28 protein-coding genes are annotated in these 24413 nt (G+C 70.2%); 24 read left to right on the plus strand and 4 right to left on the minus strand.

What is annotated here, in order from left to right; translation table 11 throughout:
* Positions 1–74 precede the first annotated feature (74 nt).
* The 13 genes from queA to otnK all read left to right on the plus strand — a co-directional run bounded on the left by queA (position 75) and on the right by otnK (position 11104).
* Entirely contained in the window at positions 75–1151 is a 1077-nt protein-coding gene (queA, locus tag D2K64_RS10150; RefSeq protein WP_120008235.1) for a tRNA preQ1(34) S-adenosylmethionine ribosyltransferase-isomerase QueA, read from the plus strand.
* Entirely contained in the window at positions 1148–2299 is a 1152-nt protein-coding gene (gene tgt / locus D2K64_RS10155; protein ID WP_120008236.1) for a tRNA guanosine(34) transglycosylase Tgt, read from the plus strand. Before queA ends, tgt begins: the two co-directional genes overlap by 4 nt.
* The gene (gene queF, locus D2K64_RS10160; RefSeq protein WP_120008237.1) at positions 2296–2775 is read left to right on the plus strand and encodes a preQ(1) synthase; all 480 of its coding nucleotides are present in this window, start codon (positions 2296–2298) and stop codon (positions 2773–2775) included. The genes tgt and queF overlap by 4 nt, the downstream gene beginning before the upstream one ends.
* The gene (queG, locus tag D2K64_RS10165) at positions 2762–3838 is read left to right on the plus strand and encodes a tRNA epoxyqueuosine(34) reductase QueG (RefSeq protein ID WP_370764682.1); all 1077 of its coding nucleotides are present in this window, start codon (positions 2762–2764) and stop codon (positions 3836–3838) included. Before queF ends, queG begins: the two co-directional genes overlap by 14 nt.
* An 89-nt stretch (positions 3839–3927) precedes the next feature.
* Entirely contained in the window at positions 3928–4242 is a 315-nt protein-coding gene (locus D2K64_RS10170; protein WP_120008239.1) for a hypothetical protein, read from the plus strand.
* A 67-nt stretch (positions 4243–4309) separates the two neighbouring features.
* Positions 4310–4999, plus strand: coding sequence for a 7-cyano-7-deazaguanine synthase QueC (gene queC / locus D2K64_RS10175; RefSeq protein ID WP_202910617.1), 690 nt, complete (start codon positions 4310–4312; stop codon positions 4997–4999).
* A 49-nt stretch (positions 5000–5048) separates the two neighbouring features.
* Entirely contained in the window at positions 5049–5603 is a 555-nt protein-coding gene (locus D2K64_RS10180; protein ID WP_202910618.1) for a VUT family protein, read from the plus strand.
* A gap of 84 nt (positions 5604–5687) precedes the next feature.
* On the plus strand, positions 5688–6488 hold the full coding sequence (locus D2K64_RS10185; RefSeq protein WP_120008242.1) for a RibD family protein: 801 nt from the start codon (positions 5688–5690) through the stop codon (positions 6486–6488).
* Positions 6485–7471 (plus strand): zinc-dependent alcohol dehydrogenase, encoded by a 987-nt coding sequence (locus D2K64_RS10190; protein ID WP_120008243.1) that lies wholly within the window; start codon positions 6485–6487, stop codon positions 7469–7471. Before D2K64_RS10185 ends, D2K64_RS10190 begins: the two co-directional genes overlap by 4 nt.
* A gap of 3 nt (positions 7472–7474) precedes the next feature.
* Positions 7475–7876 (plus strand): 6-pyruvoyl trahydropterin synthase family protein, encoded by a 402-nt coding sequence (locus tag D2K64_RS10195; protein ID WP_120008244.1) that lies wholly within the window; start codon positions 7475–7477, stop codon positions 7874–7876.
* Positions 7873–8916: a glycosyltransferase family 4 protein gene (locus D2K64_RS10200; protein ID WP_120008245.1), complete on the plus strand. Its 1044-nt coding sequence runs from the start codon at positions 7873–7875 to the stop codon at positions 8914–8916. The genes D2K64_RS10195 and D2K64_RS10200 overlap by 4 nt, the downstream gene beginning before the upstream one ends.
* Positions 8913–9776, plus strand: a complete 864-nt coding sequence (locus tag D2K64_RS10205; RefSeq protein ID WP_120008246.1) for a class I SAM-dependent methyltransferase — start codon at positions 8913–8915, stop codon at positions 9774–9776. Before D2K64_RS10200 ends, D2K64_RS10205 begins: the two co-directional genes overlap by 4 nt.
* An 80-nt stretch (positions 9777–9856) precedes the next feature.
* Entirely contained in the window at positions 9857–11104 is a 1248-nt protein-coding gene (gene otnK, locus D2K64_RS10210; protein WP_120008247.1) for a 3-oxo-tetronate kinase, read from the plus strand.
* 10 nt (positions 11105–11114) lie between these two features.
* On the opposite strand, the gene D2K64_RS10215 is transcribed toward otnK, so the two are convergent.
* The 3 genes from D2K64_RS10215 to D2K64_RS24350 all read right to left on the minus strand — a co-directional run bounded on the left by D2K64_RS10215 (position 11115) and on the right by D2K64_RS24350 (position 13562).
* On the minus strand, positions 11115–12017 hold the full coding sequence (locus D2K64_RS10215; protein ID WP_120008248.1) for a diacylglycerol/lipid kinase family protein: 903 nt from the start codon (positions 12015–12017) through the stop codon (positions 11115–11117).
* Between the two features lie 73 nt (positions 12018–12090).
* Entirely contained in the window at positions 12091–13080 is a 990-nt protein-coding gene (locus tag D2K64_RS10220; RefSeq protein WP_120008249.1) for a 2-hydroxyacid dehydrogenase, read from the minus strand.
* Between the two features lie 134 nt (positions 13081–13214).
* Positions 13215–13562 carry a hypothetical protein gene (locus D2K64_RS24350; RefSeq protein ID WP_157985797.1) on the minus strand — a complete coding sequence of 116 codons (348 nt, stop codon included), beginning with the start codon at positions 13560–13562 and terminating at the stop codon, positions 13215–13217.
* On the opposite strand from D2K64_RS24350, the gene D2K64_RS10225 reads away from it, so the two are divergent.
* The 7 genes from D2K64_RS10225 to D2K64_RS10255 all read left to right on the plus strand — a co-directional run bounded on the left by D2K64_RS10225 (position 13561) and on the right by D2K64_RS10255 (position 20326).
* On the plus strand, positions 13561–14370 hold the full coding sequence (locus tag D2K64_RS10225; RefSeq protein WP_157985798.1) for a hypothetical protein: 810 nt from the start codon (positions 13561–13563) through the stop codon (positions 14368–14370). The genes D2K64_RS24350 and D2K64_RS10225 overlap by 2 nt on opposite strands.
* A gap of 1346 nt (positions 14371–15716) precedes the next feature.
* Positions 15717–16979 (plus strand): D-alanyl-D-alanine carboxypeptidase family protein, encoded by a 1263-nt coding sequence (locus D2K64_RS10230; RefSeq protein ID WP_120008251.1) that lies wholly within the window; start codon positions 15717–15719, stop codon positions 16977–16979.
* Between the two features lie 87 nt (positions 16980–17066).
* The gene (locus tag D2K64_RS10235; protein WP_120008252.1) at positions 17067–18443 is read left to right on the plus strand and encodes a dihydroorotase; all 1377 of its coding nucleotides are present in this window, start codon (positions 17067–17069) and stop codon (positions 18441–18443) included.
* A complete protein-coding gene (locus D2K64_RS10240) occupies positions 18440–18631 on the plus strand; it encodes a hypothetical protein (RefSeq protein ID WP_120008253.1) in 192 nt (63 codons plus the stop codon). Before D2K64_RS10235 ends, D2K64_RS10240 begins: the two co-directional genes overlap by 4 nt.
* A gap of 14 nt (positions 18632–18645) precedes the next feature.
* The gene (locus tag D2K64_RS10245; protein WP_120008254.1) at positions 18646–18858 is read left to right on the plus strand and encodes a hypothetical protein; all 213 of its coding nucleotides are present in this window, start codon (positions 18646–18648) and stop codon (positions 18856–18858) included.
* A 28-nt stretch (positions 18859–18886) separates the two neighbouring features.
* A complete protein-coding gene (locus D2K64_RS10250; protein ID WP_120008255.1) occupies positions 18887–19897 on the plus strand; it encodes an N-carbamoyl-D-amino-acid hydrolase in 1011 nt (336 codons plus the stop codon).
* Positions 19898–20011: 114 nt separating this feature from the next.
* Entirely contained in the window at positions 20012–20326 is a 315-nt protein-coding gene (locus D2K64_RS10255) for a hypothetical protein (RefSeq protein WP_120008256.1), read from the plus strand.
* 42 nt (positions 20327–20368) lie between these two features.
* Here D2K64_RS10255 and D2K64_RS10260 read toward each other — a convergent pair whose 3' ends face one another.
* A complete protein-coding gene (locus tag D2K64_RS10260; RefSeq protein WP_238384115.1) occupies positions 20369–21073 on the minus strand; it encodes an aspartate/glutamate racemase family protein in 705 nt (234 codons plus the stop codon).
* A gap of 220 nt (positions 21074–21293) precedes the next feature.
* On the opposite strand from D2K64_RS10260, the gene D2K64_RS10265 reads away from it, so the two are divergent.
* From D2K64_RS10265 to D2K64_RS10280, 4 genes are all read left to right on the plus strand, one after another.
* Positions 21294–21716 (plus strand): DUF983 domain-containing protein, encoded by a 423-nt coding sequence (locus tag D2K64_RS10265; protein ID WP_238384116.1) that lies wholly within the window; start codon positions 21294–21296, stop codon positions 21714–21716.
* Positions 21709–22179, plus strand: coding sequence for a UPF0262 family protein (locus tag D2K64_RS10270; RefSeq protein ID WP_120008336.1), 471 nt, complete (start codon positions 21709–21711; stop codon positions 22177–22179). The genes D2K64_RS10265 and D2K64_RS10270 overlap by 8 nt, the downstream gene beginning before the upstream one ends.
* Before the next feature lie 134 nt (positions 22180–22313).
* Complete coding sequence (gene mtnA / locus D2K64_RS10275) at positions 22314–23426, plus strand: S-methyl-5-thioribose-1-phosphate isomerase (protein WP_120008258.1); 1113 nt, start codon at positions 22314–22316, stop codon at positions 23424–23426.
* A 104-nt stretch (positions 23427–23530) separates the two neighbouring features.
* Positions 23531–24370 carry a transporter substrate-binding domain-containing protein gene (locus tag D2K64_RS10280; RefSeq protein WP_120008259.1) on the plus strand — a complete coding sequence of 280 codons (840 nt, stop codon included), beginning with the start codon at positions 23531–23533 and terminating at the stop codon, positions 24368–24370.
* The last annotated feature ends 43 nt before the right edge of the window (positions 24371–24413 follow it).

Here is a 24413-nt window from a genome sequence, read left to right on the forward strand (position 1 = left end):
CCCGCAAGCCGTGCCGGGCAGGACTGCGACGCTTGCCTTTGCCGCCCCCCTCCGCTACCGCCCGCCGCGATCCCATGAGCAACAGCACCGCCCTTCCCGATCTGCGGGCCGAGGATTTCGACTTCGCCCTGCCCGAGGCGCTGATCGCCCAATCGCCCGCCCGCCCGCGCGACGCGGCGCGCATGCTGGTCGCCGCGCCCGGAGATCTTCGGGATGCGGGCGTGCGCGACCTGCCGGACTGGCTGCGCCCCGGCGACCTCCTGGTGGTGAACAACACCCGCGTCATTCCCGCCCGGCTGCGCGCCCGGCGCGGCGAGGCGCGGGTCGAGATCATGCTGAACCGAGCGGAAGCCGGCGGCATCTGGCATGCGCTGGTGCGCAATGCCCGAAAGCTGCGTCCCGGCGACATCCTGGCCGTGGAAGGCGCGCCGGAACTGGCCCCGCGCGTGGTGGAGCGCCAGGATGGCGGCGCCGCGCTGATCGATTTCGGCTCCGACCAGGGCTTGCTGGCCGCGGCACTGGAACGCGCGGGCGAGATCCCGCTGCCGCCCTACATCGCCCGCCCGGACGGCCCCCGCCCCGAGGACCGGGAGGATTACCAGCCCATCTTCGCGCAACAACCGGGCGCCGTTGCCGCGCCCACCGCCAGCCTGCACTTCACGCCGGCGCTGCTGGAGGCGATCTCGGCCCGGGACGTGGCGCAGGTGTCGCTGACGCTGCATGTCGGCGCCGGCACCTTTCTGCCGATCCGCGCCGACAATCCGCGCGAGCACAAGCTGCACGCCGAATGGGGCGAGATCACGCCGGAGGCGGCCGCGGCGATCAACGCCGCCCGGGCCCGCGGCGGCCGCATCGTCGCCATCGGCACCACGGCGCTGCGGCTGCTGGAAAGCGCGGTGGATGGTGCCGGCACCGTGCATCCTTTCCGCGGCCTCACGGACATCTTCCTGCTGCCGGGGCACCCGTTCCGTTCGGCCGACCTGCTGCTGACCAATTTCCATCTGCCGAGATCGAGCCTGTTCATGCTGGTCTCGGCCTTTGCCGGCCTGGCGCGGATGCGGGACGCCTACGCCCACGCCATCGCGCGGAACTACCGCTTCTATTCCTACGGCGATGCCAGCCTGCTGTTTCGCGAGGATGCTCACCCATGACGAGCCGCGCCCCCCTCGGCTGGAGCTGCCAGTGCACGGATGGCCGCGCCCGGGCCGGTACGCTGCACACCGCGCATGGGGAGGTGCCGACGCCGGTGTTCATGCCGGTGGGCACCGCCGGCACGGTGAAGGGCATGACGGCGGATGGCGTGCGCGCCACGGGCGCGCGGATCGTGCTCGGCAACACCTACCACCTGATGCTGCGGCCGGGAGCGGAGCGCGTCGCGGCGCTCGGCGGGCTGCACACCATGATGGACTGGCATGGCCCGATCCTGACCGATTCCGGCGGGTTCCAGGTCATGTCGCTGTCGCAGCTGCGCAAGCTGGATCAGGACGGCGTCACCTTTCAGAGCCATATCAACGGCCAGAAGTTCCGCCTGACGCCGGAACGCTCGATCGAGATCCAGCACCTGCTGGATGCCGACGTCACCATGTGCTTCGACGAATGCACGCCCTTCCCCGCCACGCATGAGGTGGCGGCGCAGTCCATGCGCCTGTCCATGGCCTGGGCCGCGCGCTCCCGCGCCGCGTTCACCGAGCGCCCAGGCTACGGGTTGTTCGGCATCCAGCAGGGCAGCGTGTTCGAGGACCTCCGCGCCGAAAGCGCGCGCGCCCTGCGCGGGATCGGCTTCGAAGGCTACGCCATCGGCGGTCTGGCCGTCGGCGAGGGCCAGGAGGAGATGTTCCGCACCCTGGATTTCTCGGTGCCGATGCTGCCGGAGACGCATCCGCGCTATCTGATGGGCGTCGGCACGCCGGGCGACATCATCGGCGCGGTGCGGCGCGGCGTGGACATGTTCGACTGCGTGATCCCGACGCGCTCGGGTCGCACCGGCCGCGCCTATACCAGCGGCGGCGTGCTGAACATGCGCAACGCCCGCCACGGCGACAACACCGCGCCGCTTGACCCGGATTGCGACTGCCCGGCCTGCACGCGCCACTCGCGCGGCTACCTGCAGCACCTGTTCAAGGCCGGCGAGATGCTGGGTCCCATCCTGCTCACCTGGCACAACATCCGTTACTACCAGTGCCTGATGCAGCGGCTGCGCGAGGCCATCCTGGCCGGCCGCTTCGAGGCCGAGGCCGCCGTGATCGCGGCCGGCTGGAGCGCCAGCCGGCAGAAAGGCGCCGAGGAGATCGCCGCATGACCCAGTCCCCCACCCTTGGGCACGACGTGTCCGGCCTGACCATGCTGGGCCGGAACACGCAGCAGCCGGCCTCGCCGGAAGAAGCGGTGCTGGAGCGCGTGCCCAACCCGCATCCCGGCCAGCGCTATTGCGTGCGCTTCACCGCGCCGGAGTTCACCTCGCTCTGCCCGATCACCGGCCAGCCCGATTTCGCGCATCTCATGATCGACTACATCCCCGGCGACTGGCTGGTGGAAAGCAAGAGCCTGAAGCTGTACCTGACCTCCTTCCGCAACCATGGCGCCTTCCACGAGGCCTGCACCGTGGGCATCGGTCTGCGGCTTGCGGAGTTGCTGGCGCCGGAATGGCTGCGCATCGGCGGCTATTGGTATCCGCGCGGCGGCATCCCGATCGACGTGTTCTGGCAAACGGGCGATGCCCCCGCCGGAGCCTGGATCCCGGCCCAGGACGTGCCGAACTACCGTGGGCGCGGGTAAGCAACCCCTTCCCGCCGCGACACCGGATGCCCGCGCTGCGGAGATCCGGGACGAGGCTCTGCGCCTCGGCTTCGATGCCGTGGGCTTCGCGCCGGCGCATCTCGGCCCGGAGGTGCGCCAGCGTCTCGATGCCTTCCTCGCCGCCGGCATGCAGGGCGAGATGGGCTGGCTGGCCGATCGTGCCGGACAGCGCGCGCATCCGCGGGCGCTGTGGCCGGAGGCCGTGTCGGTGATCGCGCTCGGCATGAATTACGGGCCAGAGGAAGATCCGCTCTCGATCCTCGGCCGGCGCGACCGTGCCGCGATCAGCGTCTATGCCCGCAACCGGGATTACCACGACATCGTCAAGAAGCGGCTGAAGGCGCTGGCGCGCTGGATGGTGGATCGCTGGCGCGACAGCGAGCTGAAGGTGTTCGTGGACACCGCGCCGGTGGCCGAGAAGCCGCTGGCGCAACAGGCCGGACTCGGCTGGCAGGGCAAGCACAGCAACCTGGTCAGCCGAACGCACGGCTCCTGGCTGTTCCTGGGCGAGGTTTACACTACGCTTGACCTCGCGCCCTCGGCACCCGAGGTGGATCATTGCGGCAATTGCCGGCGCTGTCTTTCCGCCTGCCCGACGGACGCCTTTGTTGGCCCCTATCGCCTCGATGCGCGGCGCTGCATCTCCTACCTGACCATCGAGCACAAGGGTCCGATCCCGCACGAGTTCCGCGCCGCGATGGGCAACCGGATTTATGGCTGCGACGATTGCCTCGCGGTCTGCCCCTGGAACAAATTCGCCCGGATCGCGCGGGAGCCCGGGCTGATGCCGCGCGCGGATCTGGCGGCGCCGCGCCTGGCCGAGCTGGCGGCGCTGGACGATGCCGGCTTCCGCGCGTTGTTCAGCGGCTCTCCGATCAAGCGCATCGGCCGCGACCGCTTCGTGCGCAACGTGCTGATCGCCATCGGCAACTCGGCCGATCCCGCGCTGTGCGCGGTGGCCGAGCGGCTGCGCGCCGATCCCGACCCGGTGGTGGCGGAGGCCGCCTGCTGGGCCAGCGATCGCCTGAACAAGGCCGCGTGACGCTTAGTCATCGCTTTACCTTGCGCGGCGACACTGCGGCACAGGCCGGGACTGAATCGCCCGACCCGCCTGAGCTGGAGAGTGTGGGAATGAGCGACAAGCCGGTCATGGGTTATGCTTGGTACGACGAGGCCAGTTTCGACCGGCTGCGCGAGGTGATGCCCGACATGAGCGAGCGCTACCATGAGTGGCGCCACGCCGCCGTGCGCGACGTGAAGCGGGCCGAGGAGGCGGGCTACCGCGTCATCCGGATCGCGGTGCGGCCGGACGAGTTCATCGCCTGGTGCAGACAGCACGGCCTCACCTACATGGACCTCGAAACCCGCCGCGCCTTCGCGCGCGACCGGGCGCAGCTCGTGGTCAAGGCGGAGCGGCTGAACCGGAAATCCTTTTCCTTCTTCTGATCGCGACGCTTGACGCCGCCCCCACCCCGGCGCGATGCCGGGCCGATGCAGGTGGAGGGGCAAGGCGATGGATGACGGCGCGCTGGTTCTGTTCAGCGGCGGGCAGGATTCCGCCACCTGCCTGGCCTGGGCGCTGGATCGCTTCGGGCGGGTGGAAACGCTGGGCTTCGATTACGGCCAGCGCCACCGGGTCGAGCTGCAATGCCGCGCCGTGTTCCGCGACGGGCTGGAGCCGGGGTGGCGCTCAAAGCTCGGCCCGGATCATACCCTCTCTCTCGATGCGCTCGGCGCGGTGTCCGACACCGCGCTGACGCGCGACACCGAGATCGCCATGACCGAGGGCGGCCTGCCCAACACGTTCGTGCCCGGGCGCAACATCGTGTTTCTGACCTTTGCCGCGGCGCTCGCCTACCGGCGCGGCCTGCGCCACATCGTCGGCGGCATGTGCGAGACGGATTTCTCCGGCTATCCCGATTGCCGGGACGATACCATCAAGGCGCTGCAGGTGGCGCTGAACCTCGGTATGAACCGACGCTTCGTGCTGCACACGCCGCTGATGTGGCGGGACAAGGCGCAGACCTGGCAGCTGGCGGAACAACTCGGCGGCACCTCGCTGGTCAGCGACATCGTCGAGAAGACCCATACCTGCTACCTGGGCGAGCGCGGCGCCCGGCATGAATGGGGCTATGGCTGCGGCACCTGTCCCGCCTGTGTCTTGCGCGCCAGGGGATGGATGGCGTATCGCTCCGCCCGCTGAACGACCAGCGCGGATGCTCCCGCCCCACCCCTTGGGAAAACTCGCAAGCATGACCAGACCTCGTCTTGAGGGCCTGCTGGCCCTGACCGCTTTCGGACTTACCATTCCCGCCGCCAACTGGCTGATCGGTAATGCCGGCACGGTGTGCGTGCCGCAGGGCCCCTGCCTGATCCCGGTGGCGCCCGGCGTGATGGCGCCATCCGGCGTGCTGATGATCGGCCTCGCCCTGGTGCTGCGCGATCTGGTGCAGCGGCGCCTCGGCCTGGGCTGGGCCTGGCTCGCAGTGGCGGCGGGCACGGCACTTTCCGCCTTGCTGGCGCCGCCCTCGCTGGTGCTGGCCTCGTCGGCGGCCTTTCTGTTGAGCGAAACCGCCGACCTGCTGGTCTACACCCCGCTGCAACGGCGCAACCTGGTGCTGGCGGTGCTGGCCTCCGGCATCGTTGGGCTGGTGGTGGACAGCGTGTTCTTTCTGCTGATCGCCTTCGGTGACCTCGGCTATCTGCCGGGGCAGGTGCTGGGCAAGCTATGGATGGTGCTGCTCGCCCTGCCGCTGGCCGCGTGTCTGCGCCGGGCCGATGCGCGGCGCGGCCTGTTGCCGGCCTGACCGCCGGCCGCCGCGGCCTGCGGAGAAGGGTCGTGGCGCCGACAGGCTGGCCACCCCGGGCGCCGTCGGGCATAGAGTGCATCGATGAACGCCCCTGTCGACGACCCCGCCTGGACTGCGCTGCTGCGCTGGCGCGATGGCGGGCCCTCGCCTGAGGGATGGCCGCTGGCCAGCCCGTCGCTGGCGGCCCTGTTCGGGCCGGTTCTGGCTCCCTCCGGGCGACCGGATGGCTGCACGGTGCTGGGGCGCCTGGCGCAGACGCTGGATGGCCGGATCGCCACCGCCTCCGGTTCCAGCCAGTGGATCGGCGGCCGTGGCGACATCCTGCACACGCACCGCCTGCGGGCGCTAAGCGACGCCGTGGTGGTGGGCGCCGGCACGGTGCGGCACGACGATCCCCGGCTGACCACACGGGAGGTGCCGGGGCCGTCCCCGGTGCGGGTGGTGCTCGACACCGATCGGCGCCTCGGCACCGGCTACGGCCTGTTCTCGGGCAATGGCCCGCCGACGCTGCTGGTCTGCGCCAACGACGCCGGCGGCGCGAACCGGCACGGTGCGGCCGAGGTGATCCGCGCCCCGCGCTCCGGCATTGGCGGGCTCGACATCGCCGCGCTGCTGCCGATCCTGGCCAGGCGCGGCCTGTGCCGGCTGTTCGTGGAAGGCGGCGGGCTGACCGTGTCGCGCTTCCTGGCGGCAGGCTGCCTGGACCGGCTGCACGTCACCGTGGCGCCGGTGCTGCTGGGCAGCGGCATTCCCGCCTTCACCCTGCCGGAGGCGGCCCGCATCGCCGATGGGCTCCGCTTCGAATGGCAGGTGCACACACTGGGCCAGGACGTGCTGTTCGACATCGCGCTGCACCGCGCCCGGCCGGCGGTGTGCGGATGACGCGGGCGCGCGGCTTCTGGATCACCGCGCCGGAAACGGGCGAGATCCGCGACAGCGTGCTGCCGCCCCGCACCGGGGAGCAGGTGCTGGTGCGCAGCCTGGCCAGCGGCATCTCGCGCGGAACGGAACGGCTGGTGTTTCGCGGCCAGGTGCCGCAGAGCCAGTGGGATGTGATGCGCGCGCCGCTGCAGGCCGGCGACTTCCCCTTCCCGGTGGCCTATGGCTACGCCGCCGTCGGCATCGCGGAGGAGGCGCCGCCGGCATTGCTCGGCCGCCGCGTCTTCTGCCTGCACCCGCATGCCGACCGCTTCCTCGCCCCGGCCGCCATGTGCATCCCCGTGCCGGATGCGGTGCCCGATCATCGCGCCGTGCTCGGCGCCAACATGGAAACCGCGCTGAACATCGTGTGGGACGCGGCGCCCGCTCTGGGCGAGCGAGTCCTGGTGATCGGCGCCGGGGTGGTCGGATTGCTGGCGGCGTTCCTGCTGGCGCGGATCCCCGCCACCACGGTCACGGTGATCGACACCGATCCGTCGCGCCGCCTCGTGGCGGAGCGGCTCGGCGCCCGCTTCGCCGCGCCGGACAGCAGCCCGGGCGAGCAGGAACTGATCATCCACGCATCCGCCGACCCGAATGGATTGCAGCACGCGCTGCGCCATGCCGCCCTCGAGGCACGCATCCTGGAAGCCTCCTGGTACGGCAACAAGCCGGTTCCGCTGCCGCTGGGCGAAGCGTTTCACGCCCGGCGGCTGACGCTGCGCTCCACCCAGGTCGGCGCCGTCGCGCCAGCGATGCGCGGGCGGCGCAGCCATGCCGAACGCCTGGCGCTGGCGCTCGACCTGCTGGAGGATCCGGTGCTGGACGCATTGTGCGGTCCCATGCTGCGCTTCGAGGATCTGCCCGCCTGCATGGCCGGCCTGCTCGATCCGCCGCCCCCGGGCGTCGCGGCACCGCTCTGCCCCATTGTTACCTACCAAGGATAAGCGATGTTCAGCCTCACCGTCGCCGACCACATCATGGTCGCGCACAGCTTCCGGGGCGAGGAGTTCGGCCCCGCCCAGCGCGTTCACGGCGCCACCTTCGTGGTGGAGGCAGAGTTCCGCGCGCCGAAGCTGGACGATGCCAACCTGCTGGTGGACATCGCCGCCGCTCGCGTCGAGCTTCGCCGCATCCTTGACGCCATCGACTACCGCAACCTGGATGACGAGCCGCGCTTCACGGGGCAGAACACCAGCACCGAGTTCCTGTGCCACCACATCCATGGCGCCCTGGCCGAGGCGGTGCGGCACGGCCGGCTCGGCGCGGGCGGAAAGGCGGTGCGGTCGATCAAGGTGCTGCTGCGCGAAAGCCCGCTGGCCTGGGCGAGCTACGAGGCGGATCTCGCATGAAGCTCGCGCTGCTTGTTCCGGGGCCGTTCAGCACCGTCTCGGGCGGCTACGGCTACGACCGGAGGCTGGTGCGGGGCTTCCGTGACGCGGGCCACAATGTCGAGGTGATCGAGCTGCAGGGGCGGCATCCGCTGCCCGACTCCGTCGCGCAGGCCTCCGCCCGCGCAGCGCTGGATGCGGTGCCCGGCGACACCACGCTGATCATCGACGGCCTCGGCCTGCCCGCCTTCGCCCCCTTCGCCGATGAGCTGGAAACGCGCAATGCCGTCGGCCTGATCCATCATCCCACCGCCATCGAACCCGGCTTCGCCGAGGACGAGCGCGACGATCTGCGCCAGCGCGAAACCTCGCTGTTTCCCCGCATGGCGCGCCTCGTCGCCACCTCGCGGCTCACGGCCGACCGGCTGGCGGGCGAGTTCGGCGCCGATGCGGCGCGCATCGGCGTGGTGGAGCCCGGCACCGATCCGGCGCCGCGCAGCCAGGGATCCGGCGGGCCCGGCTGCGCCATCCTGTCGGTCGCGGTGCTGGTGCCGCGCAAGGGGCATGACGTGCTGCTGCGTGCGCTTGGCAAGCTGACCGACCTCAACTGGAACCTCACGATCGCCGGCGGCCCGCGCGATCCGGTGCATGCCCGGAGCCTCGTCGCACTGGCGGAGGAACTGAACATCGCCGCACGCGTCACCTTTGCCGGCGAGGTGGTGCAGGACGAGCTGGAAGCGCTGTACAACCAAGCTGACCTGTTCGCGCTGGCCACCTATTGGGAAGGCTATGGCATGGCGGCGGCGGAAGCCCTGGCGCACGGCCTGCCGCTCGCCATCACCGCCGGCGGCGCTATCGCCGATGTGGTCCCGTTGCAGGCCGGCGTGATCGCCGCGCCGGGCGACATCGCCTCGCTGTCGCGCGCCATGCGGCGCCCGATCTACGATGCCGGGTTGCGGACCGAGATGGCGAAGGCCGCCTGGGAGGCCGGGCAGAAGCTGCCGCGCTGGACCGATCGCGCCGAGGCCTTCATCGCCGAGATCGTGCAGGCGGGCGCATGAGCGAGGCCTTCGACGGGGATTGGCTGGCGCTGCGGGAGCCCTTCGATGCGCGGGCCCGCAACATCGGCCTGGCCCTGGACCTGGCGGCGGTGCTGCCGCCGCGTCCGCATCTGGTGGATCTCGGCGCCGGCACCGGCGCGCTGCTGCGCTGGCTGGCGCCGATCCTGAACCGCTCGCAGCGCTGGACGCTGGTGGATGCAGATGCGGAATTGCTGTCGCGAGCCTTCGCCACGATCGAGGAGCGCGCCGTTCTGGCCGGCTGGACCACCACTTGGCCGCGGCGCGATACGCTGCTGGTGCACACGCCGCAGGGCGTCTGGCGGGTCGAGGCGCGCACGGCCGATCTCGCCGCCGGTCCGGAAGCCCTGCCACTGGAGGGTGCCGATGCCGTGGTCAGCACGGCGCTCTGCGACCTTGTCTCGCATCGGTGGGTGAAGCGCATGGCCGGCGCGCTGCGCGTGCCGTTCTACGCCGCGCTCAACGTCGATGGGCGAGAACGCTTCTTTCCGCTGCATCCGGCCGACCGGCTGGTCGCGCGCGGCTTCGCGCGCGACCAGTGGCGCGACAAGGGCTTCGGCGGCCGCGCCCTGGGGCCGCTGGCGCCGCGCACCATGGCGCAGGCCTTCCGCGCCGCCGGCTTTCGCGTCGGCACCGCGCCCAGCCCCTGGCTGGTCGGCGCCAACACGCCCGTGATGGCCGACACCCTGGCGGAGGGCCATGGCCATGCCGCCCTCGCCGCCCTGCCGCGCGGCATGGCGCCACGCATCCGCCAGTGGATGGAGGTGCGCCGGGCGCAGGCGATGCGCGCCAGGCTGGGCGTTCGCATCGGACACACCGATTTGCTGGCGGTGCCGGGTTAGACCTTCGCCGCGAGCCGCTGCTACGCTTCTTCCCGATCAGCGCCGGCCGGCTGCAGCCGGTCATCAAGGGCCACACCACCATGCTGCTGGGCTGCATCGCAGACGATTTCACCGGCGCCACCGACCTGGCCGCCATGCTCGTGGCACAGGGCATGCGCACCGTGCAGGTGATCGGCCTGCCGGACGGCCCGATACCCGAGGCCGATGCCGTGGTGATCGCGCTGAAGTCGCGCAACGCGCCGCCGGCCGATGCGGTGCGCGACAGCCTGGCGGCATGCGAGGCGCTGCTGGGCGGCGGTGCCCAGCAGATCTTCTTCAAGTATTGCTCCACCTTCGACAGCACCGATGCCGGCAACATCGGCCCCGTCGCCGATGCGCTGCTGCGGCGGCTGCAGGCGGGTTTCGCCATCGCCTGTCCCGCCTTTCCCGCCAACAACCGTTTCGTCTTCCAGGGGCACCTGTTCGTCGGCACCGCCCTGCTGAGCGAAAGCGGCATGCAAGACCACCCGCTGACGCCGATGCGGGACGCCAATCTGGTGCGGGTCCTGACTCGGCAAACCGGGGGCGGCGTCGGCCTCGTTCCCTTCGCCGTGGTGGAGCAAGGCGCCGCCGCCATCCGCGCCGCGGTGACGCAGTTGGCGGAACGTGGCCGCAGCTATGCCATCGCCGATGCGGTCACCGATGCGCACCTGCTGGTCCTGGGAGAGGCCTGCGCCGAACATGCGCTGGTCACCGGCGGCTCCGGCCTGGCCATGGGCCTCCCGGAGAATTTCCGACGCAAGGGGGTGTTGCCCGATCGCGGCGACGCCGACGCGCTGCCGCCGGCAGCGGGCAACATGGCGGTGCTGGCCGGCTCCTGCTCGCGCGCGACGCTGGCGCAGATCGGATTGGCACGCGGCCATCTGCCGACGCTGGAGCTGGATGTGCTGACAACGCCCGACGTCGCCGCCCTGCTCGCCGAGGCGACGGAGTGGGTGGAGGGCCGATTGTCGTCCGAGCGCCCGGTGGTGATCGCCGCTTCCGCGCCGCCGGAGCGCGTTCTGGCCTTGCAGAACCGCCTCGGACGGAACGCCGCAAGCCTGCTGGTGGAGGAGGCGCTGGCCGCCATCGGGGAGATGCTGGTAGCGCGCGGAGTGGGCCGCCTGGTGGTGGCGGGCGGCGAAACCTCGGGCGCCGTTGTGCGGCGGCTGGGCCTGCGCACGCTGCGCATCGGGCCGCAGATCGATCCCGGCATCCCCTGGACCTTTGCCGAGCCCCGCGGGCTGCACCTGGCTCTGAAATCGGGCAATTTCGGCGCGCGCGACTTCTTTCTCCGCGCGTTCGACTAAGGCGGCCGCCTCAGCCCTCCCCGGCCTCCGGCAATGGCGCGAACACCGTCAGCGCCTTTGGCAGGGTGCGGTAGCGCAGAGGCGTCTCCATCACCGTCACCTCGCCATCCATCGAGACCCGCAAGCGCCGGCGCCGTGAGCGGATCTCCGCTTCGCAGACCGCACGCATCTCGAATTCCCTCTCCTCCTTCAGCCGGCCCAGCACGGCGCGCAACAGCATGCGCAGGAGGGCGAGGCGGCTGCCGTGGCGGGTGATGCACAGGCACAGTTCGCCCTGATCGAGGCGCGGGCGACGGCCGGCGCGTGGATAGGTCGTCTGGTACATGTTGTTGCCGATGAACACGAGCGGCGTCATCAGCCGCTCGCCCCAGCCCTCCGCGCGGACCACCAAGCGGTGCCGGGAGAACCGCGAAAGGATGCGGAGGCTGGCCACCAGCATGGCCGGCATCTTGCTCCAGCGATGCCGCTTCTGCTGCCGTTCCCGCTCCGCCACCATCTCCGGGTACAGGCCGACGGTGGAATTGTTCAGAAAGATGCGGCCATTCACCTCAGCTAGGTCGATCCGCTGGAGGTTGCGCGCGGCGATCACCGCGATGGCGCCCTCTTCCTCCAGCGGCACGCGAAGGTCGCGGCAGAAATGGTTCCGGGTTCCGAGGGGCAGCACCCCGAAAAGCTTGCCGCTGCCCGCCACCAGCCCGGCCACGGTGCCAAGCGTGCCATCGCCCCCGCCGGCAATGATGCCGTCCCAGTTCTGCGCCAGGGCGGCGCGCACCGCGTCCTGCAGATCGCCGCCCTGCACCGCGGACACCGACGCCTCGATGCCATGGACGGCGAAGCCTCGCACCAGCCGCTCCGTCACGTCCTCGCCGCCCACGGAGCCGCCGCCGGCATTGACGATCACCTTCAGCCGCATGGGCGTGCATCCCGCTTCATGCCGGGGCAAAGCGCCAGCGGGAGTGGAGTTTCCACCACGCCGGCGCTTCCGGTCAGCGCAGGGCGCTGAGGTCGATCTCATCCTGCAGCGGCTCGCCGCGCGCGAAGCGGCCGATATTGGCGGTTGCTCCTTCCACCTTGGCCTGCATCGCATCCATGGTGCCGGCGGCGACATGCGGCGTCAGCACCACGTTCGGCAAGGCGAAGAGCGGATTGTCGGGCCGCGGCGGCTCCGGCTCGAACACGTCGATGGCGGCCGCGCGGATCGATCCGTCGCGCAGCGCCTGCGCCAGCGCGGCCTCGTCCACCACCGCGCCCCGGGCGCAGTTCACCAGCACCGCGTCGCGGCGCATCTGGCGGAAGGCGTCCGCGCCGAACAGGTGATGCGTGGCCGGGGTGGCCGGCAGATGCAGGGTGATGACCTCCGCTTCCCGCAACAGTTCCGGCATCTCCACCCGGCGGAAGTTCAATGCCAGTTCCAGCCCTTCCGGCAGCTTGTTGTAGGGATCGACGTACAGGCCACGGACCTTGAAGGGCTGCAGCAGCGCCGCCACGGCCGAGCCGATCCGCCCCATTCCGACGATGCCCACCGTTCGCCCGCGCAGGTTGCGCGTCACGGTGCGCAGGGTGGTGCCCATCCAGTTCCCGGCACGCATCGCGGCGTCGACCCGCGGGATCTGCCGCAGCGCCGCGAACATCAGCGCCAGGGCGTGTTCACTCACTACGTCGGCGGTGCCGGACGGGTTGATGGCCAGACGGATGCCACGGGCGCGCATCTCCGCGATCGGGGTCTCACCCTCCCAGCCGACGCCCTGGTGCTGCACCAGCTTCAGCCGGGTGGCCCGAGTCACCCATTCGGGACGCAGCACGGCCGGGGCGACGATGACCACATCGGCCAGCGGCAGCTTCTCCAGCCGCTCCGCGTCATCATTGCCCGACAAGGTGATCAGCTCGCAGCCTTCCGGCATCCGCGCCTGCCACATGTCATAAACGGCCTGGGGCGCGTGGCTGAGATACAGGACGCGGCAAATGTTCTCGGTCATCGTTTTCCTCTCCGGCAGCCGAACAGGGCGGCGGACAGGCAGGCTAAAGCAGAACCGGCCCGACGAAAATCCACAGGGATCTTCGTCGGGCCGGTCTGTTCAATACAGCAAGCCGACGAGCGGCTCGCGGCTGCTTAGTTGCCGATGGCGGTGTCCGCCGTGGCGTCGGGCACGGGCTCCGGCGTCGGCTCCGGGGGCGATGTCACCTCCGGAGTCTCCGCCGGCTGCTCCGCCCTCTCGGCCTTGCGGCGGGCGCGGGTTGCTGCGCCCTTGCGCGCCGCCTCGATGCGGGTGTTGTTGCTCGGCTTTTCCGCGGCCGGCGCCGCGACCTTGCGGACCGCTGGCTTCTTCACGGCGCTGGGCTTGGCCGCGCGGGGGCTGGCGGGCTTCGGCGCCGCCGCCTTGCGCGTGCCGGTCGACTTGGTGTCGGCCGACTTGGTGCTCGCCGTGCGCGCCGTGCTGCTCTTGGACGTGCGGCTCATGGTCGCCGCCTTGGCCGTGCGCGTCGTCGCCGGCTTGCGCGCCGTGCTCGCCGTCTTCTTCGGCGCCGCCGGCTTGCGGGCCGTGCTCGCCGCCTTGGCCGTGCGCGTCGTCGCCGGCTTGCGCGCCGTGCTCGCCGTCTTCTTCGGCGCCGCCGCCTTGCGCGTGCCGGCCGCCTTGGTGCTGGCCGACCGGGTGCTCGCCGTGCGCGCCGTGCTGCTCTTGGCCGTGCGGCTCGTGGTCGCCGCCTTGGCCGTGCGCGTCGTCGCCGGCTTGCGGGCCGTGCTCGCCGCCTTCTTCGGCGCCGCCGCCTTGCGCGTGCCGGCCGCCTTGGTGCCGGCCGATTTGGCGCTCGCCGTGCGCGCCGTGCTGCTCTTGGCCGTGCGGCTCGTGGTCGCCGCCTTGGCCGTGCGCGTCGTCGCCGGCTTGCGGGCCGTGCTCGCCGCCTTCTTCGGCGCCGCCGCCTTGCGCGTGCCGGTCGACTTGGCGCCGGCCGATTTGGCGCTCGCCGTGCGCGCCGTGCTGCTCTTGGCCGTGCGGCTCGTGGTCGCCGCCTGGGCCGTGCGCGCCGTGCTGCTCTTGGCCGTGCGGCTCGTGGTCGCCGCCTTGGCCGTGCGCGTCGTCGCCGGCTTCTTGGGAGCGGCCTTCTGGGGCGCCGCCGCCTTCTTGGTGGCGGCGGGCTTGGCAGCCGGCTTGCGCCCGGCCGTGCTCGCCTTGCGCGTCGCGGCGCTGCGCCGCGTGGTGCTCATCGCCATGGCTTGTGCCCGGGGCGGGCTTGTGTCGCTGTCGGACATGTGCTGGATCTCCTAACCCAATTTCCTGCCGTGATGAATGGCAGGAAGGGTCACGGCTCTTGCCCCCCCTGCCGAACGTCGCGTCGCTTTGCCGAAATCGGCACGATCGCAGGCAACGTCCGCTCCTGGCTCCACTGCTCGCCCTGGCTCGACGCGGGCTGTTCGGCTTGACAGCGTTCCGCACGAATCGCGTTCAACCGGGACGCGCGCGAACACGCTATCTTCAGGCACAATCTGCTTGTCAACGAAATCCGCTTGCCGCCGTTGCAAAATCACGACGCAAACGCGCGATGAAGCGGCCGGACCCGTTGCCTGCCCTGTTGAAGGCCGCCCTTCTCCTGCGTTCCAATCGGACCCTTCGCCGTGAACCACGGCAAAGTTTCTCACATCCCTCAGATCCGCCGCACATCCACGGACCGCCGGCGACGGCGGACCAGGCCGACGCGGAAAACACAGGTTGCGGCCGTTGGATCGCCGGAGTTCGGGCATGACAAACTGCGAACCCCACCTCATGCCGCCAAGGATGCTGCCTGACTTGCGATGCCTGAGCCGTTCCGTCCTCGGCTGCGGTGCTTTGCTCGACGTCTAAATCGCCGGCGTCGCCCTGGTGCCGGCGGCCCGTAACGCCAGGGTTCGCTTCCGATGCAATGCGGCCCGACGCCTCTGAGGAAGGCAGAACATTCATCGTGGGGTGCGGCATCTGCGGGCGGCGCGGGGTTATGGTGGCTCCTGGTCACTCCAGGCGCTCGAGATGGTGCGCTTCCGTGCTGGCGGATGGGACGCGGATCAAGCCAAACTCGTCACGCCGCGATCTGGCTGGCCGCATGCCACGCCGCGGATCCTGGAAACGACACACCGCCTGACGTCCTGCGGCGCAGCATCAGTCCCGTCGTGTCAGTCGATGTTGGCCGGCGCCAGCTTCCTGGCCGGACAACACCATCGAAGTGCCGTTGAGCGACGCGGCTGCTATCCGGCCGCGTACCATGCGGATGGTGTACGGCTCCGCACATCGTTGCCGGGCCACATCCGCACCATGAGCCCTGAGTGGGAGTGCGCTGGTCTCTGCGCCGCACTTCGCAACAGGCGAAGGACGGCGAGTGCTGGATCGCCGAAGCATGGCGGCAAATCGATGCAAAGGCGGATTTTCTTTGCCGATCAGGTGATAAGCGCTTCTCTCTCATTCCAATTATCGGCATTGTTTTGCTTGCGCCGCTTCTGCAGGGGAAGCCGGGCTTTTGTTTATGCGAAAGCCGGGTTGCAGTTGGTCGTGGTCCGGAGAGCGGAATGCTTCCGGGCAGGAAGGGGATGCGCGGCTTGCCTGCGGGGGGCGTTGGGCCGGTCGCGCCTAGGGGGAAGACCCGCATGCTGCACACCGGCCTTTTCGTGAGGCGCCGCGCGTCGGGCGTCGTGCCTCGCCTGCTCGGGCGGTGCGGCGTCGCCCTGCCGGAGGCGCTGGCCCGTGCCAGAACGGGGCTGCTGGCCCTGGCCGCGACGCTGGCCATGGCTCTTCCAGCGCGTGAGGCGGCGGCGCAGATCGGCGGCAGCCGCTACGCGGCGGTGGTGATGGACGCCGCATCCGGCGAGGAAATCCTGGCGATCAACGCCGATGAGCCGCGCTATCCGGCCTCCCTGACCAAGATGATGACCCTGTACCTGGCCTTCGACGCGCTGGAGCGCGGCCAGCTGAGCATGAACACGCGCATCCGCGTGTCGCGTCATGCGGCCGGCCAGGAACCTTCCAAGCTCGGGCTGCGGGCCGGCAGCAGCATCACCGTACGTGACGCGGTGCTGGCCCTGATCACCAAATCCGCCAATGACGCGGCGGCCGCCCTGGGCGAGAGGCTGGGCGGCAGCGAGGTGCAATTCGGCCGGCTGATGACGCGCAAGGCGCGCCAGCTCGGTATGCGGGACACCAGCTTCCGCAACGCTTCCGGCCTGCCGGATGCTAACCAGGTGACCACGGCGCGCGACATCGCGATCCTCAGCCGCGCGCTGTATCGTGATTTTCCCCAGCGTTATGCCTATTTCCGGATCCGGCAGTTCACCTGGAATGGCCAGCTGATCCAGGGGCACAACCGGGTGCTCGACGAGTATGACGGCGCCGACGGGCTGAAGACCGGCTTTATCCGCGCCAGCGGGTTCAACCTGGCTGCCAGCGCCGAGCGCAACGGGCGCCGCATGATCGCGGTGGTGTTCGGGGGTGCCAGCAGCCGCGAGCGTGACGACCACGTCATGGCGCTGCTCGACCGCGGCTTTGCCACGCGTCCCGGACGCGGCACCGACATGATGGTGGCCTCCGCCGCGCCGCGCCTTGTCGGCACCGCGAATGCGGCGGCGGTTGCCGCGCCGGCGTTGCGGCCGGCCCGCGCGGCGGCGCGGCCGGTGGTGAAGGCGCCGCCGCCGAAGCCTGGCAAGTGGGCGGTGCAGGTCGGTGCCTTCAGTGAGCGTCAGGATGCGACCCGCGCCGCGGCCGCCGCGGCGCGCCGGCTTGGCGCGGCGCGCGTGGAGCGGGTTCGGGTGAAGGGAAGCTGGTTCTACCGGGCGCAGGTCACGGGGCTGTCCGCCACCTCGGCGCGCCAGATCTGCGATGCGCGGCGCGGTCCCTGCATGGTGCTGCAGCCCTGATCCCGATGGCTCATCCCCGTGGCTTGAGGATGCCGGCAGGCGGGCCTAGTCTCGCGCTCCCGATCCCAAGCCACTGGATATTCCGCGATGCAGCTTCCCTATGACCGCGTGCTGCGCGGCGACCTCGTGCTTCCCGATGCGGTGCTGCGGGATGGCTACGTCGCGGTGCGCGGCGAGGCCATCGCGGCGATTGGCCAAGGCGAGCTGCCGCCGGCGAAGCAGGTCGATGACTTCTCCGGCAAGCTGATCCTGCCGGGCCTGGTGGACGGGCACATGCACACCGGGTCCGCCATTGGCTGGCCGGGCATCGAGGGCGCCACGGCCACCGCCGCGGCGGGTGGCGTCACCACCGTCTGCGACATGCCCTATGACGTGCCGCGCGCCGTCACCTCGGCCGACATCTTCCGCGAGAAGGTCGAGGCCGTGCATCAGTTCGCCCATGTGGACGTGGCGCTGTACGGCACCATCAGGAAGACGGGCGGCGTTGATGCCATCGCCGGGCTGGCCGAGGCCGGCGCCTCGGCCTTCAAGCTGTCCACCTATGAGTACGACGCGGTGCGCTTTCCGCGCATCGACCACCCCACCATGGTCGAGGCGTTCCGCGAGATCAGCAAGACCGGCCTGATGGTCGCGGTCCACAACGAGGATCAGGAGCTGGTGGAGCGCATGACGGCGGAGGCCAGGGCCTCGGGCCGGGTGGACCCGATCATGCACGCCCGAACCCGGCCGCCGCTCGCCGAGACGATGGCGGACCTCGAGATCTTCGAGATCGGCATGGAAACCGGCGCGCATGTCCACATCGCCCATTCCTCGGTGGCGCGGGGCTTCGATATCGCCGAGAGCTTCCGCCGCATGGGTGGCAAGGCGACGGGCGAGGCCTGCATCCAGTATCTCTGCATGACCGAGGAGGACCTGGTCCGCCTCAAGGGTTTCGGCAAGTGCAACCCGCCCTTCCGCACCCAGCAGGAGGTGGAGCTCATGTGGGTGGCGCTGCAGGCCGGCAAGATCGCCTATGTCTCGACCGACCACGCGCCCTGGCAGCGGGAGAAAAAGCTCGGCGATGATATCTTCGCCTGCGGTGCGGGTCTCACCGGCATGCAGAGCTTCGCGCCGCTGATGTTCACCCTGCTGGCCGAGCGCGGCCTCGACGTCACCTGGATGGCCCGTCTCTGCGCCGAGCGCAGCGCGCGGTTCCATGGGCTTTATCCGAAGAAGGGCGCCATCCGCATCGGTGCCGATGCCGATTTCGCGGTGCTCGAGCGCGGCGACTTCGTGTTTGACGAGACTGCCATCCAGGACCGGCCCGACGCACGCTGGTCGCCCTATCACGGCCGGGCGATGAAGGCGCGCGTCGCCGCGACCTTTCTGCGCGGAACGCCGGTGTGGGACGGGGCGGAGGTGCGGGCAAAGCCGGGCCAGGGCCGCTTCGTCCCCCGGCAACACCGCGAAAGCTTTCTCGGATGATCCGGCCGGTGCTGGTGGCGGCCTCCGCGGTCCTGGCCTTCTTTCTCTGGATCGTGCTGACCGGACCCGGCACCAGCCTGCTGCTGGCGCTGGGTGGCGGGCTGGTGGCCGTGCTGGCCGGGCGCATCGCCTATTGGGCGCTGACGCCGCGAAGCGATGATCACGACACCGCACCCCCACGCCAGTAAGGAGTGATAGCCGCATGTTCGAACTGCGCCAGGAAAAGGATGGCAGCTTCTCCGTCTGGATCGCCGGTCGTGAGCGGGTTGCCCTGCTGAAGACTCAGCAAGCCGCCGAGGCCCTGGTGGACGCGCTGGAGGATGCCTGGGACGACGCCTTCCTGCAGGCGGTCTCCGACGTGCAGGAAGAGCACGGCGCGGATTTCATCGACCCGCTGCCGCCCGCCGCCCATTGATGCCGCTTCCGCTGAAAGAGCAACCGGAATGACCCGACGATTGACCCTGGCCGCGGCGCAGCTCGGCCCCATTCAGAAAGCGGAGGGCCGCGACGTGGTGGTCGGCCGCATGCTCCGGCTGATGGAAACCGCGCACAGGCGGGGCGCCGAGGTTGTTGTGTTTCCCGAGCTGGCGCTGACCACCTTCTTCCCGCGCTGGTACGAGGAGGACATCAACAACGCCGATCATTGGTACGAGCAGGCGCTGCCGTCCAACGCGACGGCTCCGCTGTTCGAGGCGGCGCGCAAGTTCAACATCGGCTTTCACCTGGGCTATGCCGAGATCGCGCATGAGCCGGATGAGACCGGCACGCTGCGCAAGCGCCACTTCAACACCGCCGTTTATGTCCATCCCACCGGCGAGGTCGTGCTGAAGTACCGCAAGGTCCACCTGCCCGGACACCGCGAATTCGAGCCGAAGCGCAAGGTGCAGCACCTGGAGAAGCGCTATTTCGAGGTCGGCAACCTCGGCTTCCCGGTGGTGCGCGCGCCGATCGGCGAGGCCGGGCCGGTCAACATCGGCATGCTAATCTGCAACGACCGCCGCTGGCCCGAGGCCTGGCGCGTGCTGGGCCTGCAGCAGGTTGAGCTGGTCATGCTCGGCTACAACACCCCCTCCATCAATCAGGATGCCAAGGGGTTCGAGGCGCACCACCTGCGGGTGCTGCATTCCCATCTGTCGATCCAGGCGGGCTGCTATCAAAATGCCTGTTTCGCTGCCGGCGTCGCCAAGGCCGGCGTGGAGGATGGCTGCGAGCTGTTCGGCCACTCGATCATCGTCAACCCGCAAGGCGAGATCGTGGCGCAGGCCACCAGCTGGGATGACGAGCTGATCGTCGCCGATTGCGACCTGGACCAGTGCACGCTGGGCCGCAGCTCGATCTTCAACTTCGCCGCCCACCGCCGGCCGGAAGCCTATGGCCGCATCCTGGAACAAGTCGGCAGCGTGGCACCGGCCGAGTGGATGCCGGGCGGGACGGCCAGCAGCCAGGCGCAGTGACGTGCCGGCCGTGGCCATGACCGCGGCCACGCTGCCACAAGGCGGCGGAAAGGCGGCGGGACGCAACAAACCCCTGCCGCACCCTCCCTCCAGATTGCGGTCTGGAGGTACAGCATGACCGATAAGCCGACCACGCGGCGCGCCCTGGGCTTCGGCCTGCTCGGTGCCCTGTCCCTGATTCCCGTGGCTCTGGCGCCCAGCGCTGTCCGGGCCGATGATGACGACGAAGGGCGTCGCTGGGGCCGCAATCCGCCCGGCTATGGCCGTGGTCCCTGGTACGATCCGCGCTATGACGCCCGCTACGAATCCTGGCGCGAAGCGCATGAGATGGAACGGCGCCGCATCCGGGTGCGCCACCGCCGCGACAATGATCACGATGACGATGATGATGATCGGCGCCGCCGGCACCAGCGGCGGGACGATGACTGAGGCGCCGGGGCCCGGAGGCGCTTCGGCCTCCCGGCTGTCGCCTCAGCCGGCAGCCGTGGCCAGGATCGCCTGCACCGCCGCAGCTTGGCAGGGTTCGATCACCGGCACGCCGGCCGCGTCCTCGACTGCCGCGCGGTGCGCGGCCATGCCGGCGCAGCCCAGGATCACGGCGTCCGAGCCTTGCGCCACCAGCTGGCGGGCCGCGTCGCACAGGGCATCGCGGGCCGCCAGCGGATCGGTCAGCGTTTCCATCGGCAGGTTCAGCGCCACCGTGGCCGCCAGCCGTGCCTCCACTCCCATGCTTTGCAAAACGCGTCGCTGCCGGGCCTTAGAGGCATCCACGAAGGCGATCACGCCGAACCGTTCGGCCCGGGTCAGGGCCGCGGCCACGGCGCTGCGGAACGGCCCGATCACCGGCCGCGTCGTGGCGGTGCGAACCGCTTCCAACCCCGGATCGGACACGCAGGCGATGATGTAGGCCGCGGCCGGCTCGGCCTCGACCAGACGGCAGAGCGGTTCGGCAACGCCATACCAGTCGCGCCAGGAGGCGATGGCGGGTGGCCCGCCCGGCATCGACACCACCTCGAAGGGCGGTGCGGCGGGCGTGGCGAAGGGACGGAGGCTGTCGGCGATGCCGCGCGTGCAGCTGGCCGAGCTGTTGGGATTGATCACCAGGATGCGGCGGGACATCGGGCCAGGATGGGCGGCCACGCTCGCGGCGGCAAGTCCCGCCTGGCAGCCATCCATCCGGCTTCCCCTTGATCCGGCGGGGGCATCATGCCGATATGGCGGTGCAACAGACGCCATCGGCTCCAGGAACCGGCGGCGCGGCCTCGTCAAGAAGGGCCAGCATCATCCGGACGGCACAAGGCCGCCGGAAACGGAAGCAGCAGCCAGGATCATCATTCCGATGGATCGCCCCTCGACACGCTGGGAGCCCGCGCGGGATGCCGCGGAAGCGGCTCCGATGCCGCCTTTCACGACCATGCTGTGGCGTGGCGCCCGCAATCGCTGCCCGGTTTGCGGCGAGGGCAAGGTGTTCGCCGGCTACCTGCGCGTGGCCCGGGAATGCACGCATTGCCATGCCCCGCTGGGCCGGCTGCGGGCCGATGATGCGCCGCCTTATTTCACCATCTTCATCGTGGGCCACCTGCTGGTGCCGCCGATCTTCTGGATCGAGAAGGCCTATCAGCCTCCTATGTGGCTGCACATGGCGGTCTGGCTGCCCTTGTTCACCGCGATCTGCATTCTGCTGCTGCGGCCGGTGAAGGGCGCGGTGGTGGGCTGGATGCTGCGCGTCGGCATCCTGTCGGACGAGGTCGAGAATCCGCTTGAGCCGGAGCAGACGCCGGCGGCGAAGTCTCCGCTGCCCGCTCGCCGTGATGGCTGAGCAGCGGTTGGAGCGGATCCTGCTGCCGGACGAGGCTCCACTGCCCAATCCCTATGCCGAGGCAGACCGCGCCCAGGCAGTGGCCGACCTGCTGGCCGACAACACCTTCGACCCGGCCGGCCTGCCGCACGGACCCTATGCCCTGCACCTGGAAGTGCGGGATGGCCGGCTGGTGCTCGACATCCGCGACGCCGCCGAGGCCCCGCTGCGCATCATCGCCTTGGCGCTGGGGCCGTTCCGCAGGTTGATCAAGGACTACCACATGGTGGTGGCGAGCCATGAGCAGGCGGTGACCGAGGGTGGCTCCGAGGCCCGCATCCAGGCCATCGACATGGGCCGGCGGGGTCTGCACAACGAGGGTGCCGAGTTGCTGGTGGAGCGGCTGTCGGGCCGCATCTCGGTGGATTTCGAGACCGCGCGGCGCCTGTTCACTCTGGTTTGCGCCCTGCACCAGCGGATCTGAGGGTAGCAGACCACGGGCCGACCATGCGCTGGACGCATGCAGGCTTCACATGACTTGCGGCCAGGGGGATCCTATATGCCGCCAGCCCCATTCATCCCGCCCGCGCGCGGCTTCCACGGACGGAGCTTGCCCCCATGAAGATCGACGGCGTTCCTTATCGCAGCGTCTGGGTCGACCCCGAGGATGGCTGGTCCGTCCGCATCTTCGACCAGACGCGCCTGCCCTGGACGGTCGACATCCTGCGCCTGACGGATGAGAAGCAGGTGGCCCATGCCATCAAGTCCATGCAGGTGCGCGGCGCGCCGCTGATCGGTGCCGTGGCCGCCTACGGCCTGGCGCTGGCGCTGCGCAAGGACGCCTCGGATGCGGCGCTGGAGGGCGTGACCGCCATGCTGGGCAGGACGCGGCCCACCGCGATCAACCTGCGCTGGGCGCTGGCCCGCATGCTGGAGGCGCTGCGTCCGGTGGCGCCCGCCGGGCGGGCCGACGCCGCCTATGCCGCGGCCGCCGCCATCGCCGAGGACGATGTGGACACCTGCCGCCGCATCGGCCAACACGGCCTGCCGCTGTTGCAGGCGATCGCTGCCCGCAGGCCGGGCAAGCCGATCAACGTGCTGACCCATTGCAACACCGGCTGGATCGCCACGGTGGATTTCGGCACCGCGCTGTCGGTGGTGTACCAGGCGCATGATGCCGGCCTGCCGGTGCATGTCTGGGTCGACGAGACCCGCCCGCGCAACCAGGGCGCCGCGCTGACGGCGTGGGAGTTGGGCCGGCACGGCGTGCCGCACACGGTGATCGCCGACAATGCCGGCGGCCACCTGATGCAGCATGGCGAGGTCGACATCGTGCTGGTGGGCACCGACCGCGTGACCCGCCAGGGCGACGTCGCCAACAAGATCGGCACCTACCTGAAGGCCTTGGCCGCCCACGACAATGGCGTGCCGTTCTGGGTGGCGCTGCCGCATTCCACGCTCGACATGAGCGTGCGCGACGGGGTCAAGGAGATCCCGATCGAGGAGCGCGACCCGCGCGAAGTGCTGGAGGCCGTGGGCCAGACCTGGGATGGGCGGATCGAGACGGTGCGGCTGGCTGCGCCCGGCAGCGCCGGGCTCAACCCCGCCTTCGACGTCACGCCGGCGCGGCTGGTCACCGGGCTCATCACCGAGCGCGGCCGCTGCGACGCGTCCGAGGCCGGGCTGCTCGGCCTTTATCCCGAGTTCGGGGTACCTGCCGCCGCGGAATGACCTATGAGCCCGGCTGGCGCGATCCGGCCGGGTGTTGCACGCTTCTTGCTGAACCGGGGCGGTCATTCCGGCCGAGCCCCGGCCGCAGGGAGTTCAAACAGCCTATGCGTTCTCTTGCCCTTGCCCTTCTGCTCGCCGCGCCGCTGGCCTTTGGCGGCGCCGCCCAGGCGCAACAGCCGATCCGCACCGCGGTGGACGGCACCTTCGCGCCGCATGCCTTTCCCAAGCTGGATGGCGGGGTGCAGGGCTTCAACGTCGACCTGTTCACCGAGGTGGCCAAGCGCATGGGCCGCCCCATCACCATCGACAGCGCCTCCTTCTCCGGTCTGGTGCCGGCGCTGAACGCCGGCCGGTACGATTTCCTTGCGGCCCCGGTCACGGTGACGCGCGAGCGGGCCGAGAACCTGCTGTTCACCGAGGGCTATCTCTATACCGCCTTCCAGTTCGGCATCCGCAAGGGCGGTGCGCCGATCCGCTCGATGGACGACCTCAAGGGCAAGGCGATCTCGGTGAACAAGGGCTCGGCCTATGATGCCTGGGCCCAGAACAATGCGGCGAAATACGGCTTCACCGTACAGACCTTCGACAGCCAGCCGGATGCGGTGCAGGCGGTGGTCTCCGGACGGGTTTTCGCCAATCTGGGAGGCAACACCGCGGTGCGCTACGCCGCCACCCGGGTCCCCCTCTTCGTGCCGGATTATGTAATGGCGGACACCCGCGCCCACTGGGCCGCGCCGTTCCGCAAGGACGACAAGGCTGGCCGCGATGCCGTCGAGGCGGTGCTGGAATGCATGAAGAAGGACGGCGCCCTGGCCGCCCTGTCAGAGAAGTGGTTCGGCGTGAAGCCGGCCGCCGATGATGCCGAGAACACGGTGTTCCCCGGTTATGGCGTGCCGGACATGCCGGGCTACGATCCGGCGCCGCACGAGCCGCGCTGCGGCTGACGTAAACCACGACTCGCCCGCGGCGTTTCTCCCGTGCAAGCCA

The sequence above is a fragment of the Teichococcus vastitatis genome (assembly GCF_003604215.1).
Classification (GTDB): domain Bacteria; phylum Pseudomonadota; class Alphaproteobacteria; order Acetobacterales; family Acetobacteraceae; genus Pseudoroseomonas; species Pseudoroseomonas vastitatis.